The following is a 15,116-nucleotide window of genomic DNA, read 5'->3' as shown; positions in this document are numbered from 1 at the left end:
CGCACGAGGCGACTCGACGCGCGCCCGCGTTCCTGTAGAATGGGTTCGCACGCCGTCGATACCACAGGTATCCGGCGCATCAGTACCAAACTCAAGTTCACGTTCGGAGAACGACTAATGAAGAAGCAGATGTTGATCGTTGCCCTGGCCGCCGCCTGCGCCATGTCGACGCACGCGGTCACCGCACAGCCGGAAAAAGTCGCATCCACCCAGATGAAACCCGTTGCCGCACAAACGCAAGCCGCGTTGTGGGCCTCGCGCGTGCTGGGCCGCTACCACTACAAGGCAATGCCGCTCGACGATGCAATGTCGGAAAAGATCTTCGACAATTATTTCGAAACGCTCGACAGCGAAAAGCTCTATTTCACCCAGGCCGACGTCGACCGCTTCGCCCCGATGCGCACGAAATTCGATGACGCCATCAACAACGAAGACCTGGCGCAGCCGTTTGCCATCTACAACCTGTACCAGCAGCGCTTTGCCGACCGCATGAACTATGCGCGCGGCCTGCTGAAAACCAAACTCGACTTCACGACCGACGAAACCCTGCAGCTCGATCGCGAAAAAGCCCCGTGGGCCAAGACCGAGGACGAGGTGCGCGACCTGTGGAGGAAGCGCGTCAAGAACGACTGGCTGCGCCTGAAACTGGCCGGCAAGGAAGAGAAAGCCATCCGCGACACGCTCGACAAGCGCTACGAGAATTACATCTCGCGCATGAAGAAGCTGAACAACGAAGACGTGTTCCAGATGTTCATGAACGCCTACGCCACGGCGATCGAACCGCACACCAATTACCTCGGCCCGCGCTCGGCGGACAACTTCGACATCGCCATGCGCCTGTCGCTGGAAGGTATCGGCGCCGTCCTGCAATCGCGTGAAGACTACACCGTGATCCGCGAAATCGTGCCGGGCAGCCCGGCCGACAAATCCGGCAAGCTCAAAGTCGGCGACCGCATCGTCGGCGTGGCACAAGGCACCGGCGCCTTCACCGACGTGCTCGGCTGGCGCATCGACGATGTCGTGCAGCTGGTGCGCGGCGAAAAAGGCACCACGGTGCGCCTGGACGTGATTCCGGGCGACGCCGGCGTGGACGCCAAGCACGTCACCGTCTCGATGGTGCGCAAGAAAATCAGCATGGAAGAGCAGGCCGCCAAGAAGTCGATCATCCAGGTCAAGGAAAACGGCGTGAACCGCCGCATCGGCATCATCTCGCTGCCGACCTTCTACCAGGACTTCGAAGCGCGCCGCAAGGGCGACAAGGACTTCAAGAGCGCCACGCGCGACGTCGCCCGCATCCTCGGCGAACTCAAGAAGGAAAAAGTCGACAACGTCCTGATCGACCTGCGCAACAACGGCGGCGGTTCGCTGATCGAGGCGGTCGAGCTGACGGGCCTGTTCATCGACAAGGGCCCGGTGGTGCAGCAGCGCACGGCGGAAGGGCGCGTCGAAGTCGAGAGCGACACGGCAGCGGGTCTTGCCTGGGATGGCCCGATGGGCGTGCTGATCAACCGCGGTTCGGCCTCGGCCTCGGAAATCTTCGCCGCCGCGATCCAGGATTACGGCCGCGGCCTCGTGATCGGCGAACCGAGCTTCGGCAAGGGCACGGTCCAGACCCTGATCGACCTCGACCGCTTCTCGCAGTCCGAGAAAGTGCGTTATGGCGAACTGAAAATGACGATCGCCCAGTTCTTCCGCATCAATGGCGGCACCACCCAGCTGCGCGGCGTCACGCCCGACATCAAGCTGCCGGTGACCACCGATCCGGACAGCTTCGGCGAATCCTCCTTCGACAATGCCCTGCCATGGGTGTCGATCAAGCCGGCTACGTATATTCCGTCGGGTGACCTGAAGGAACTGGTCGCGCCCCTGCAAAAGCGCCATGAGGCACGCATCGCCAAGGACAAGGAGTTCCAGGACCTGCGCGAAGACATCGCCGAAATCATGAAGCTGCGTAAGGAAAACGCGATCTCGCTGAACGAAGCCGTGCGCCGCAAGGAGCGCGACGCCCAGGATGCGCGCGCCAAGCTGCGCGAAGCGCGCCTGGCCGCGGCCAAGGGCAGCGTCGACGAGCCGGTCGCAGCGCCAGGCGGCAAGGAAGCACGCAGCAAGGTGCCCGAGCCTACCCGTCCGGCCAAGGCCGTGGTGGCGGCGCGCAGTGCCATGCGCGACGACGGCTTGCAGGGCGACGAGCGCGCCCTGTCGGCGGAAATTGCGGCCGAAAAAGCAGCCAAGGATGCGAAGGACGTGCTGCTGCAGGAAGCGGCACATATCCTGGCCGACGAAGCTGGCATGCTGAAAACCGATACCCGCATGGCGTCCCGCACCATGCCTTACATGGTCGCGGTCAAGCCGGAATAAACCCCGGCATTCCAGGACAAGGGTGGCAAATCCGGAGACGGATTGGCCACCCTTTTTCATTTTGCTTAGCCCATCTTTTTTCGGCTACAATCCTCTTAGAACGATCGTGCTTTTTCGTCTGGCGCGACGATAACGAGGAGACTGAATGGACCTGAACTATCTCGATGAAGACCTGGCATTTCGCGACGAAGTGCGGACCTTCCTGGCCGAGGCGCTGCCTCTTGAGCTGCAGCACAAAGTGCGCCGCCACCTGCGCCTCTCCAAGGACGACAGCGTCCGCTGGCACAAGATTCTGGCGGAAAAAGGCTGGGTTGCCCCAGGCTGGCCGGTCGAGTTCGGCGGTCCGGGCTGGACGCCGGTCCAGCGCCATATTTTCGACGAAGAATGCGCCCGCGCCGGCACGCCGCAGATCATGCCCTTCGGCGTCAATATGGTCGCCCCGGTCATCATGGCCTTCGGCAGTCCCGAACAAAAAGCCCATTACCTGCCGCGCATCCTGTCCTGCGAGGACTGGTGGTGCCAGGGCTATTCGGAGCCGGGCGCCGGCTCCGACCTGGCCTCGCTGAAGACCACCGCCGTCAGGGATGGCGAGCACTACATCGTCAACGGCCAGAAAACCTGGACCACGCTGGCCCAGCACGCCGACATGATCTTCTGCCTGGTGCGCACCGATACGGGCGTGCGCAAGCAGGAGGGCATCTCGTTCCTCTTAATTGATATGCACACCCCGGGCATCACGGTGCGCCCGATCATCATGCTCGACGAAGACCATGAAGTGAACGAAGTCTTCTTCGACAACGTGCGCGTGCCGGTGGCGAACCTGGTCGGCCAGGAAAACCGCGGCTGGACCTATGCCAAATACCTGCTCGGCCACGAACGCACCGGCATCGCCGCCGTGGGCCGCTCGAAGCGCGAACTGGCCTTCCTGAAAACCCTGGCCGCGCGCGAAAGCAAGAACGGCAAGCCCCTGATCGAAGACCCGCTGTTCAGTGCGAAGCTGGCCAGCCTGGAAATCGAATTGATGGCGCTGGAAATGACGGTGCTGCGCGTGCTCTCGCGCGCCGACAAGGGCCCGGGGCCGGAAGCGTCGGTCCTGAAAGTGCGCGGCACCGACATACAGCAGCAGCTCTCCGAGCTGATGGTCGAAGCCGTTGGCCCGATGGCACTGCCCTTCGATCCCGACTACCTGGAAGGCGCGAACGAACACAGCGTGGTCAATGACGACGACGCCGCGCCGCTGCTCTCGCACTACTTCAACTATCGCAAGACCTCCATCTACGGCGGCTCGAACGAGATCCAACGCAACATCATCACCCAGATGATCCTGGGCTTGTAAGGAGAACTGCATGGACTTCAATTTCAATTCCGAGCAGCTCCAGTTCGCGGATGCGCTCAAGCGCTGGATCGGCAAGGACTATAACTTCGACACGCGCCGCGCGATCATCCACTCCGACTCGGGTACTTCCGATGCGGCCTGGGCCACCCTGGCCGAACTGGGCATGACGGCGCTGCCGGTGTCCGAAGAATCGGGCGGCTTCAACGGCAATGCGGTCGACATGTTCGTCGTGATGCAGGAACTGGGCCGCGGCCTGGTGGTCGAGCCCTATTTCGCCACGGTGCTCGGCGCCGAATTCCTGCGCCTGGCAGGCGGGCAGGGCGCGCTGCTCGAGCAAGTCGCCACGGGCGAGCTGAAACTGGCTTGCGCCCTGGGCGAGCGCCAGTCGCGCCACGACATGTTCGACATCGCCACCCGCGCCGAGGCCAATGCCGACGGCTGGGTATTGAACGGCGAGAAGAAGGTCGTCCTCCATGGCGCCCAGGCCGGCATGCTGGTGGTGTCAAGCCGCAGCAGCGGCGAGCAGCGCGGCCAGGACGGCGTTTCGCTGTTCGTGCTGGCTAGCGATACGCCGGGCATCACCGTCACCGATTACCGCACCCTCGACGGCCAGCGCGCCGCCGATGTGCGCTTCGAGAACGTCCAGGCGCCGCGTGCCGCGCTGCTGGGAGCAGAGGGCGCCGGCGGCGCCATCCTCGACGCCGCGCTCGACTACGGTTCGGCCCTGCTGTGCGCCGAAGCGCTGGGCGCGATGGAAGCGATCTTCGAGGCCACGCTGGAATACCTGAAGACGCGCCAGCAGTTCGGCGCCCCGATCGGCAAGTTCCAGGCCCTGCAACACCGCATGGCCGACATGTATATCCACCTCGAGCAGGCGCGCTCGATGGCGCTGCTGGCGGCAGTGAAAGTGGGTTCCGGCGACGTCGCCGAGCGCCGCCGCTGCGTGTCGGCCGCCAGGTACCGCGTCAACCAGGCGGCGCGCTTCGTGGGCCAGCAGGCGGTGCAGCTGCATGGCGGCATGGGCGTGACCGACGAACTGCCGGCCGCGCACTACTTCAAGCGCCTGGCGACGATCGAGCTGACCCTGGGCGATTGCGACCACCACCTGGCGCGCTTCATCGCCCAGCCGGGCTTTGCCGAGGGGGCCGCGGCATGAGCGGCAAGCAGTGGTATTTCGACGACTTCGTGCCGGGCCAGGAAATCGAACTGGGCTCGCGCACGGTGACCGAAGAGGAGATCATCGCTTTTGCCCTGCAATTCGACCCGCAGCCCTTCCACGTCGACCGTGAAGCGGCGGCGAAATCGATCTACGGCGGCGTCATCGCCAGCGGCTGGCACACCTGTTCGATGATGATGCGCATCGTGCTGGACGGCATGCGCTGCGAGGAAGCGAGCATGGGTTCGCCGGGCCTGGACGGCGTGCGCTGGCTACAGCCGGTGCGGGCCGGGGACACGCTGTCAGTGCGCTACGTGACGAAGGAAGTGAAGCCTTCAAGCTCCAAGCCGGATCGCGGCGTCGTGTTCTCGACCTGGGTGGCGACCAACCAGCGTGGCGAGGATGTGTGCACGATCGATGGGAAGGCGTTGTTCCGCAAGCGGCCCCAAGACGGGATCCAGTAGCGTTGGTACACCGTAGGGTGGGCTCTCCGAGCCCACGCGGACGCCGGCGTCGTGTTATCGGAATTGAAGACGCAGCGTCGCCACCAACGAAACGCTCGCGAATGATCCGCGATTACGCGTCCGGTTCGATGAGTCAGTCGCCGCGTTCACGTGCCAACATGACGCAAACATCCGCGTGGGCACAGAGTGCGGATCGCCGCCCGGCCCACCCTTCTATGAAGACTGTCAAGGAGCGTGTGCGATCTTGCCTCTCCTGGTAGCTATCTGGTTGATGCTGCTGTCGTAAAGCTCTTGGTCATCTGTCCGTGAGACATTGGCGTCTCACCACCTTCTATCCGTTGGGCTGTTTGTCCAACTGAATCCTGCATGCGCGTTGCGCTCAGGTGACCTCGTTAAGGCAAGCCCCATCTACTAGCGTCGGCTGTTGGTTGACAGCCAGGGTGGGCCACGGGCTTGCAAGCTTCACACTGCAAAACTTCCTGCTCGTCATACTGCCGCTTCGATTATCTTGCCAGTCCTTGGTTTGAGCTCAGCGCCGTCGGGCATCACGCCGTCCTTCAGGTAACGCCAGAGGGCAATGGCCAATCGTCGGGCCACAGCCACGATGCAGACCCGCCGGCCACGCTTGCCCGCCGAAGGGGCGTCGGTGCCGCTGTTGGTTCGTCGCTTGAACCACTGGGCCAGCGCACTGTCGGGCTGGTGGCGCAGCCACATCCAGGCCATCTCGACGAGCAAGGCGCGCACCCGGCGATTGCCCTGCTTGCTGATGCCCTGGTCGACCCGGCGTTGCCCGCTGTCGTACGGTTGAGGTACCAGTCCCACGCAACTGCCGACCTGGCGGGCATTGTCGAACTGGCGCCAGAACAGTTCGAGGACCAGGCGCTGCGCGCCGACCGGGCCGACACCGCGCAGCTTCTGCAGCGTGGCGGCCGAGGACGCCGCAGCGGGGGGTAACAGCCGGGGCAACTGGGCTTCCAGTTCGTGAAATTGCTGGGTCACCAGCGCCAGCCGATCGCATTCCCTCATCAGGCGCTGTCGCAGGCACTGCGGCAGCGCAACGCCGTCATGGCAGATGATTTCGTTGCGTCCGAGCTGTTCGGCAAACTTCGGTCCGACTTCCATCCAGCAGCCGACGGTACGCAGCAACTTCGTGATGCGGTCCCGGTGCTGCGTGATTTCCTTTTGCAACTGGCCGCGGTCGCGTACGAGGTGACGCGTCGCTTCGTCCTCAGCCGCCGGCACCGATACTGCCCGCAGCCGGTCACGCTCGCCGCGCAGCCAGCCGCGCAGGCACGACAGCAGGCGCAACGCGTCGAGTCGGTCGGTCTTGGCGCGCCGGGCGTGGCGTTCCACGGGAATGCTCGCTGGATCGGCGACCACGACTTCGTATCCATGTTTCTGCAAGGCCCGGCAAATCCAGAACCCGTCCTGGCCTGCCTCATACAACACCACGACGCGACAGTCTGGGGGCAAGCCCCATTTCCCTCGTTCTGCTTCGATTAGCCCAATCAATTCGGCTAACCGGTTAGAGGCGCTTGCCTGCTTCGTGTTGTGCACTGAGGGCCGCTCGTGCGCATCGTCCTGCAACGCCACTTTCCAGTTCTTGCACGCAAGTTCGAGCGAGGCTGTCAGCGTCTGGTGGGTGAGCGTAATATCCTGAGTGTGAGCCGGTTGCATGTCGTTCTCCTAAATCTGCGTTTCGAACTCTCAGGTTAGGACTCGATCTGCAAATCGGCTCACTTTTTTTTCATCATAGGATCTACATTTAGAGGTATTTCGCGAGTTCGACTTTCGCGATGGCATTCCGGTGCACCTCATCCGGACCATCAGCCAGGCGCAGGGTGCGGTTGCCCGCCCATTGCGAGGCCAGCGGGAAGTCGTCCGAGACGCCGCCGGCGCCGTGGGCCTGGATTGCCCAGTCGAGCACGTCCTGGGCCACGTTCGGGGCCAGCACCTTGATCATCGCGATCTCGGCCGCCGCCACCTTGTTGCCGACCGTGTCCATCATCCAGGCCGCCTTCAAGGTGAGCAGGCGCGCGGTGTCGATGCGGATGCGCGACTCGGCGATGCGCTCGCGCCAGACGCCCTGTTCGGAAATCTTCTTGCCGAAGGCCACGCGCGAATCGAGCCGCTTGCACATCAGTTCGAGTGCGCGCTCGGCCACGCCGATGGCGCGCATGCAGTGGTGGATGCGGCCAGGCCCGAGGCGGCCCTGGGCGATCTCGAAGCCGCGGCCTTCGCCGAGGAGCAGGTTGGCGCTTGGGACCCGGACGTTCTCGAACAGGATTTCGCAGTGGCCGTGCGGGGCGTCGTCGTAGCCGAAGACCGGCAGCGGACGTTTCACCGTGATGCCCGGGGTGTCGGCCGGGACCAGGATCATCGACTGCTGCTGGTGGCGCGCGGCCTCGGGATCGGTCTTGCCCATGACGATGTAGATCTGGCAGCGCGGGTCGCCGGCGCCGGAAATCCACCACTTGTGGCCGTTGATCACGTATTCGTCGCCGTCGCGCTCGATGCGGGTGGCGATATTGGTCGCGTCCGAGGAGGCGACGTCCGGCTCGGTCATGGCGAAGGCCGAGCGGATTTCTCCGCGCAGCAGGGGTTCGAGCCAGCGCTGCTTGTGCTCTTCGGAAGCGTAGCGCTCCAGCGTTTCCATGTTGCCGGTGTCCGGCGCCGAGCTGTTGAACACTTCCGGCGCCCAGCCGACCCGGCCCATGATTTCGCACAGCGGGGCGTAGTCGAGGTTCGACAGGCCTTCCGGCGCGCGGTTCGACTTCGGCAGGAACAGGTTCCACAGGCCCTGTTCGCGCGCCAGCGGCTTCAGGCGTTCGATCAGCTCGGTCGGCACCCAGCGGTTGCCGGCCACGCCGTTGCGGTCGATTTCCTGCTTATAGGCTTTTTCGTTCGGGTAGATATGCTCGTCCATGAAGGCGAGCAAGCGGCTGCGCAGGTCCTTGCAGCGGTCGGAATAGTCGAAATCCATGCATGTCTCCTGATATTTATAGTGGACGGTTCGCGAATTGCCAGGCCATCTCGGCCATCGGGCGGGCGGCCTTGCCGTTTTCCAGCGCCTGGGCGCTCGAAGCGGTGCCGTCGACATAGCGTTTCATGATGCCTTGCATGATGCCGGCCAGCCGGAACATGTTGTAGGCAAGATAAAAGTTGAAATCTTCCTTCCTGATCGTCTTGCCGGTGCGCTCGCAATAGCGGGCGATATAGGTATCGAGATCGGGAATGCCGAGCGCCGCCAAGTCGAGTCCGCCGATGCCGCGGAACTTGCCCGGCTCGATATACCAGCTCATGCAGTGGTAGGAAAAATCGGCCAGCGGATGGCCCAGGGTCGACAGCTCCCAGTCGAGCACGGCGAGAATCCGCGCTTCGGTCGGGTGGAAGATGATGTTATCCAGCCGGAAATCGCCGTGCACGATGGACGTGTCTTCGCCGGGCGGGATGTTTTTCGGCAGCCATTCGATGAGGCGGTCCATCGCTTCGATCGGTTCCGTTACCGAAGCCTGGTACTGCCTGGTCCAGCGTTCGATCTGGCGCGCGAAGTAATTGCCGGGCTTGCCGTAATCAGCCAGGCCGATGGCGGCGTAGTCGACCGTATGGAGCTGGGAAATGACGCGGTTCAGTTCGTCGTAGATGGCGCCGCGTTCGTCCGGCGTCATGCCGGGCAGGGATTGCTCCCAGAGCACGCGGCCTTCGACGAAGTCCATCAGGAAGAAGGCGCGGCCGATCACCGATTCGTCGGTGCACAGGGCAATCTGGCGCGGCACCGGGAAACCTGCGTTATGAAGGGCGTTCATAACGCGGAATTCTCTATCGATGGCGTGGGCCGAGGGCAGCAGTTTCGCGGCCGGTCCGGGTTTGGTGCGCAGGACGTATTGCTTGTCGCCAGCACGCAGCTTGAAGGTCGGGTTCGATTGCCCGCCCTTGAATTGTTCCACTTCCAAAGGGCCGGCCGGGAAATCCGGCACATTCGCCCGCAGCCAGCCGGAAAGCCCCTCGACATCGAACTTCTGGCGCTCGGACACCGGCTTGGTCCCCATCATTTCTTCATACACTGGCGTCTCCTCCGCGTGTTGTTGTCGAAACTCATTTTCAATCGATTGTAGCTGATGAAGTGAACGACCGTACTATTTATTTTGCCAACTTTATTCGCTCCGGCGGTACTGCGAATACAGCTGTTCCATGGTCGTGCTGCGCGCCTCCGGTTGGAGCGGCGCGGGCGGTACGTGGTTCACGAAACGCACCACCCAGTCGAGCGGATCGCGGCCTACGTCAAGCGCGTTGATGCAGCCGGCTTCCTGCGCCAGGCCGCCCAGGAACAGGCGCTGGCCGGTGAGGGCAAGCGACAGGATCGCGCAGTTCACGCCGCCGTGCAGGACCAGCAGGATGGTGTCCCAGTCCGGGTCGGCGCGCAGGCGTTCGAGCGCGGGATGGACGCGGTCCATCATCTCGCCCACCGACTCGCCGCCCAGGAAGCGCTGGTCCGGACTGACCAGGCCTTCGAAGACGCCGGTGAAGGCGCGTTTCAAATCCGCCCCGGGAATGGTCGAGAGGCGCCCGCCGCGGATTTCGTGGAGTTCGGGCCAGGTGTCGGGCACGATGTCCTGGCCGGTCACGGCCAGCACGCGGGCGGCGGTTTCGACCGTGCGCGGCAGGCCGGAGACGATCACGCGGTCGAACACGATGCCGGCGGCGGCGAAGGTGGCGCCGGCGGCATCGGCCTGGGCGCGGCCCTTGTCGTTGAGGGGGACTTGTTCTGGCAGGACAGGGCGGCCGGCGGCGTCGAAGTAGGTGACGCTGCCGTGGCGCATCAGGAAGATGCGGCGGCGGGCCGAGGGTTGGTCGTGCATGTATTTCTCCACTTGACTAAATCGCAGGGAGGTAGGGTGGGCGGGTCCCCCGCCCACGCGTTCGACCAGCGCAAGAGCAGCCGAGCAGGCATTTCAGACGTGATTTGAACGCGTGGGCGGGAAACCCGCCCACCCTACGGTATCGTTGCGTGAGGTAACAATCTTATTTATATTACACGCAACAAACTGCCCGGCGCGGTCTTTCGACCACAAAACAAATTCCAACGGTAAATATTGCCCCGTTCTGCCTTAAAATGATTTCCCATTTTGAAGGCATTACAAGGGGCGGTATGGCAAGGCCAGAAAAAGTCCGGCTCGGTGAAATCCTGGTGCAGCAAAAGCTGCTGTCCGAGGAGCAGCTGAACCAGGCATTGAGCGACCAGAAGCGCACGGGGCGCAAGCTCGGGCGTGTGTTCGTCGAAAACGGTTTCGTGACCGAAGAGCAGATCTCGGGCGCGCTGGCACGCCAGCTGAACATCCCCTATATCAACCTGAAGTTCTACAACATTAGCGACGCCCTGGTGCGCCTGTTGCCGGAAACGGCCGCGCGCCGCTTTCGCGCGGTGGTGCTGGAACAACGGGCAGACTCGCTGCTGGTCGGCGTGTCCGATCCGACCGACCTGTTCGCCTACGACGAGATCGCGCGCCTCCTGAAGAAGAACGTCGAGCTGGCCGTGGTCAACGAGACCGAGGTCCTGCAGACGATCGACCGCATCTACCGCCGTACCGGCGAGATCACCGATTTCGCACGCGAAGTCGAGGCCGACATCGGCGACGCTTTTGTCGACTTCGGCGCCATGACCGCGAATCCGGGCCTGGAAGAAGCGCCGGTCGTGAAACTGCTGCAGTCGGTGTTCGACGACGCGACCCAGGTGCGGGCCTCGGACATCCACATCGAGCCGCAGGAAGGGCGCCTGCAAATCCGCTTCCGCATCGACGGCGTGCTGCACCTGCAGACCGAAGCCGACATCAAGATCGCGACGCCCCTGGCGCTGCGCCTGAAACTGATGGCCGACCTGGATATCTCGGAAAAGCGTTTGCCGCAGGATGGCCGCTTCGCGATGAAGGTAAAGAACCAGCGCATCGACGTGCGTATTTCGACCATGCCGACCCAGTTCGGCGAATCGGTCGTCATGCGACTCCTGAACCAGGCCGGCAACACGCTGCGCCTGGAATCGATCGGCATGCCGAGGAAAATGCTGGATCGCTTCCGCGCCATCGTCCAGCGTCCGAACGGCCTGGTGCTGGTGACCGGGCCGACGGGTAGCGGCAAGACCACTACCTTGTATAGCGCGCTCGCCGAACTGAACTCGGTGGAAAAGAAGCTGATCACGGTCGAAGACCCGGTCGAGTACCGCCTGCAGGGCATCAACCAGGTGCAGGTGAACGACAAGATCGAGCTGTCGTTCGCGCGCGTGCTGCGTTCGGCCCTGCGCCAGGATCCGGACATCGTGCTGGTGGGCGAGATGCGCGACCAGGAGACGGCGCAGATCGGCCTGCGCGCCGCGATGACGGGTCACCTAGTCCTCTCCACCCTGCATACCAACGATGCGGCCAGCACGCCCTTGCGCCTGATGGACATGGGCGTGCCGCGCTACATGGTGGGCGGCTCGCTGCAGGCCGTGCTGGCCCAGCGCCTGGTGCGCGTGATCTGCGAAAGCTGCTCGACCAGCTACACGCCGACCCCGCCGGAACAAACCTGGCTGCGCGCCGAGTTGGGTGATTTCGTCGAGCAGGCCCAGTTCTTCCATGGTAAAGGCTGCTCGCACTGCAACGGCACCGGCTACCGCGGCCGCACCGGCGTCTACGAGCTGCTGGAAATGACGCGCGCCGTGACTGATGCGGCGAACCACCCGGATCCGGCCCACTTCCTGAAGGTCGCGCATGCAGAGATGGGCGGCGAGACCCTGCGACGCCACGGCGTGGCGCTGGCCGTGCAGGGCCGCACGACCATCGGCGAAGCCATGCGCATCAGTAACCAGATCGACGAGTGAGCCACTGATGCCCTTCTTTGCCTATAAGGGCCGCAACGCACGCGGCGAACTGATGCAGGGCGTGCTGGAAGGGCCTGACGCCGGGGCGGTCGCCGACCAGCTGTTCGGCACCGGTGTCACGCCGGTCGAGATCGTCGTGACGCGGCGCTCGGCGGCGGGCGGCAGCGGCAGCCTGCAGGAAGTCTGGCGCCGCCTGCGCGAAAAGAAAATCACCTCGATGGACGTGCAGCTGTTCTCGCGCCAGATGCACACCCTGCTCAAGTCGGGCGTGCCGATCATGCGCGGCCTGGCGGGCCTGCAGGAATCGAGCACCAGCCCGGCCTTCGGGCGCGTGATCAAGGACTTGCGCGAGTCGCTCGACTCGGGCCGCGAACTGTCGGCGGCGATGCGCCGCCATCCGGCATGCTTCTCGAACTTTTACCTGTCGATGATCCGCGTGGGCGAGATGACCGGCCGCCTGGAAGAAGTCTTCCTGCGCCTGTTCGACCACCTCGAATTCGACCGCGACATGCGCGACCGCGTGAAGGCGGCGCTGCGCTACCCGAGCTTCGTGATGATCGCCATGGCGCTGGCCATGCTGATCGTGAACCTGTTCGTGATCCCCCAGTTCGCCAAGGTCTTCGCCAGTTTCAACGCGACGCTGCCCCTGATGACGCGCATCCTGATGGCGACCTCGAATTTCACCGTGAATTACTGGCCGCTGCTGGCCGCGGTGGCGATCGGCGGCTACATCGCCTTCCGCTCCTGGGTCGGCACCCAGGCCGGGCGCTACAGCTGGGACAAGCGCAAGCTGGGCTTCCCGATCGCCGGCAAGATCATGCTCAAGGCAACGATGGCGCGTTTTGCGCGCAGCTTCGCGCTCTCGATGCGCAGCGGCGTGCCGGTGGTGCAGGTGCTCACCGTGGTGTCCCAGACCGCCGACAACGCCTACCTGGCGGCGCGCATCGAGCAGATGCGCGACGGCGTCGAGCGCGGCGAAAGCATCCTGCGCACCTCGACGGCAGCGAACGTGTTTACCCCGATCGTGCTGCAGATGATCGCCGTGGGCGAAGAAACCGGCTCGCTCGACGACCTGATGGACGAGATCGCGCTGATGTACGAGCGCGAGGTGGACTATGAACTCAAGACCTTGTCGAGCCAGATCGAGCCGATCCTGATCGTCTTCCTCGGCGTGATGGTGCTGGTGATGGCGCTCGGTATCTTCATGCCGATCTGGGACCTGGGCAAAGCGGCCATGGGCCGCTGATGAAGGCATTGCTTGCACGGCAGGGCGGAGCGACGCGGCTGGAACTGGCCGTGAGCACCGGCCTGGCCGCGCTGCTTGCCGCGGCGTTGTTAAACAGCGTCACCGGCTACCAGGGCGAGACCGAGCAAGTGGCGGCAAAACAACTGGTCGGATCGCTGCGCACGGCGCTCGCCATCCACTCCGCGCGGGCCCTTGCCGGCAGCGGCGAACCCGCTTTATTGACACTTGCACATCAAAATCCGATGACATGGTTGCAAGACCAGCCCAAAAACTACCTCGGTGAATACTATTCTCCTAACAAAGCCGATCTCCCGGCTGGAAACTGGTACTTCGACCGTGCCGTCGGCATGCTGGTTTATCTACCTTCTGCAGAGAAATCTTTTTCTTCTGGGATACAAAAAATTCTATTCTTCAAGGTAAAATTGGCTCGCGTGTCCGGTCCGGCCGAAGCTGATGGACGGGAAGAGGGCACAGCAGGCCTGGTACTTGATCAAGTAAACGATCAATCGGTCGTCAACCATACTATTGCGGGGTCTGTTCCGCTTCCTACATTCTCGGAGAAAAAGTAATGAACAAGAGCATCAAAGCAGCGCAAGGCGGTTTTACCCTGATCGAACTGATCGTCGTGATCGTTATCCTGGGCATCCTGGCCGCGACGGCGCTGCCGAAGTTCGCCAGCCTGAGCGGCGAAGCACGTTCGGCCAGCCTGAATGCAGCCAAGGGCGCACTGGGTGCAACCTCGGCAATGACGCACGGTAAGTTCCTGGTCACCGCGGCTACGTCGATCACCGTCGAAGGCACCCCAGTCACCATGAACGCCACCTCGGGTTACCCTGCGACCACTACCGCGCTTGAAGCGGCCAACCTGGCGCTCGCCGCCGGCCTGAACGCTACCGACTACGTGTCCTGCCCGAGTGCCATTGCAGGGGTTATCTGCCCTACCCTGGGCGCCGGCCAAATGGCGATCGTTCCAGCCAGCCTGAGCACTACTACCAAGGCCAACAACTGCTTCGTGCGGTACATTCCTGCCACTGCCGCCAACACCGCACCAGTCATCACCCTGGCCAGCGCCAACGCCGCGACCATGGCCAACAACTGCCAGTAATCGTCGTCTCGTACCCGTGGCTGGCTTGCATCCCCGACCCTTGCGTCCTGCATCCAGCCGCGGTTCGCGCGCTTCCCCCCATCGCCATGGTGGCTTCACCATGGTCGAACTGATCGTCGTCATCGTCCTCATCGGCATCCTCGGCACCTTCGCCGTCAGCCGCTTCATGGACAGCACTTCCATCTCCAGCACCGCCTGGGCCGACCAGGTCCGTAGCATGCTGCGTTACGGCCAGAAGCTGGCCATTGCCCAGAACCGTCCCGTCTTCGTCCTCCTGCAAAACAACCGCATCGCCTTGTGCTTCACCGCCAAGGCCGCCTGTCCGGCCGCCGACCAGGTTCCCGCGCCCGGCGGCGCCAACAGCGGCACGAAGGCCACCGTCGGCCTGTGCGGCGGCAGCGGATGGATGTGCGAAGCCGTGCCTGCCGGCCTCAGCATGACCGTTCCCGCGCCCCGCATCGCCTTCGATGCGCTCGGCCGCGCCAGCGCGCCGAAGGGCGCTGCGCTGCGCCTGACGGTCAAGGCGAAGGCCGAGGCCCAAGCGACTCCCGCGGGCACGATCACCGTCGCCACCGAGACCGGCTATGTCGACTAGCGC

Annotated in this window: 13 protein-coding genes; 9 read left to right on the top strand and 4 right to left on the bottom strand. The window is 63.6% G+C overall.

Going from position 1 to position 15,116, the window contains the following annotated elements; translation table 11 throughout:
• The first annotated feature begins 117 nt into the window (after positions 1 to 117).
• The 4 genes from NMB41_RS14310 (at position 118) to NMB41_RS14295 (ending at position 5,314) form a co-directional block, all read left to right on the top strand.
• Entirely contained in the window at positions 118 to 2,358 is a 2,241-nt protein-coding gene (locus tag NMB41_RS14310) for a carboxy terminal-processing peptidase (protein WP_494378485.1), read from the top strand.
• 145 nt (positions 2,359 to 2,503) lie between these two features.
• Positions 2,504 to 3,694: an acyl-CoA dehydrogenase family protein gene (locus NMB41_RS14305; protein ID WP_494378484.1), complete on the top strand. Its 1,191-nt coding sequence runs from the start codon at positions 2,504 to 2,506 to the stop codon at positions 3,692 to 3,694.
• 10 nt (positions 3,695 to 3,704) lie between these two features.
• Positions 3,705 to 4,850 carry an acyl-CoA dehydrogenase family protein gene (locus NMB41_RS14300; RefSeq protein WP_494378483.1) on the top strand — a complete coding sequence of 382 codons (1,146 nt, stop codon included), beginning with the start codon at positions 3,705 to 3,707 and terminating at the stop codon, positions 4,848 to 4,850.
• The gene (locus NMB41_RS14295) at positions 4,847 to 5,314 is read left to right on the top strand and encodes a MaoC family dehydratase (protein ID WP_494378482.1); all 468 of its coding nucleotides are present in this window, start codon (positions 4,847 to 4,849) and stop codon (positions 5,312 to 5,314) included. The genes NMB41_RS14300 and NMB41_RS14295 overlap by 4 nt, the downstream gene beginning before the upstream one ends.
• 486 nt (positions 5,315 to 5,800) lie before the next feature.
• Here NMB41_RS14295 and NMB41_RS14290 read toward each other — a convergent pair whose 3' ends face one another.
• From NMB41_RS14290 to NMB41_RS14275, 4 genes are all read right to left on the bottom strand, one after another.
• On the bottom strand, positions 5,801 to 6,991 hold the full coding sequence (locus tag NMB41_RS14290; RefSeq protein WP_494378481.1) for an IS110 family RNA-guided transposase: 1,191 nt from the start codon (positions 6,989 to 6,991) through the stop codon (positions 5,801 to 5,803).
• An 88-nt stretch (positions 6,992 to 7,079) separates the two neighbouring features.
• The gene (locus tag NMB41_RS14285; RefSeq protein ID WP_494378480.1) at positions 7,080 to 8,297 is read right to left on the bottom strand and encodes an acyl-CoA dehydrogenase family protein; all 1,218 of its coding nucleotides are present in this window, start codon (positions 8,295 to 8,297) and stop codon (positions 7,080 to 7,082) included.
• A 16-nt stretch (positions 8,298 to 8,313) separates the two neighbouring features.
• On the bottom strand, positions 8,314 to 9,363 hold the full coding sequence (locus NMB41_RS14280; RefSeq protein WP_494382843.1) for a phosphotransferase: 1,050 nt from the start codon (positions 9,361 to 9,363) through the stop codon (positions 8,314 to 8,316).
• 105 nt (positions 9,364 to 9,468) lie between these two features.
• Positions 9,469 to 10,173, bottom strand: a complete 705-nt coding sequence (locus NMB41_RS14275) for a histidine phosphatase family protein (RefSeq protein ID WP_494378479.1) — start codon at positions 10,171 to 10,173, stop codon at positions 9,469 to 9,471.
• A 290-nt stretch (positions 10,174 to 10,463) separates the two neighbouring features.
• Here NMB41_RS14275 and NMB41_RS14270 point away from each other — a divergent pair, with 290 nt between their 5' ends.
• The 5 genes from NMB41_RS14270 (at position 10,464) to NMB41_RS14250 (ending at position 15,113) form a co-directional block, all read left to right on the top strand.
• Entirely contained in the window at positions 10,464 to 12,167 is a 1,704-nt protein-coding gene (locus NMB41_RS14270) for a GspE/PulE family protein (RefSeq protein WP_494378478.1), read from the top strand.
• Positions 12,168 to 12,174: 7 nt separating this feature from the next.
• Positions 12,175 to 13,413, top strand: coding sequence for a type II secretion system F family protein (locus NMB41_RS14265; protein WP_494378477.1), 1,239 nt, complete (start codon positions 12,175 to 12,177; stop codon positions 13,411 to 13,413).
• Positions 13,413 to 13,982, top strand: coding sequence for a hypothetical protein (locus NMB41_RS14260; RefSeq protein WP_494378476.1), 570 nt, complete (start codon positions 13,413 to 13,415; stop codon positions 13,980 to 13,982). The genes NMB41_RS14265 and NMB41_RS14260 overlap by 1 nt, the downstream gene beginning before the upstream one ends.
• Complete coding sequence (locus tag NMB41_RS14255; RefSeq protein ID WP_494378475.1) at positions 13,982 to 14,518, top strand: type II secretion system protein; 537 nt, start codon at positions 13,982 to 13,984, stop codon at positions 14,516 to 14,518. The genes NMB41_RS14260 and NMB41_RS14255 overlap by 1 nt, the downstream gene beginning before the upstream one ends.
• Positions 14,519 to 14,618: 100 nt before the next feature.
• Entirely contained in the window at positions 14,619 to 15,113 is a 495-nt protein-coding gene (locus NMB41_RS14250) for a pilus assembly FimT family protein (protein WP_494378474.1), read from the top strand.
• The last annotated feature ends 3 nt before the right edge of the window (positions 15,114 to 15,116 follow it).

The sequence above is a fragment of the Massilia sp. FBCC-B171 genome, assembly GCF_059134155.1.
Note: the sequence above shows the minus strand (reverse complement) of the source record. Positions and strands in the feature narration are given on the sequence as shown.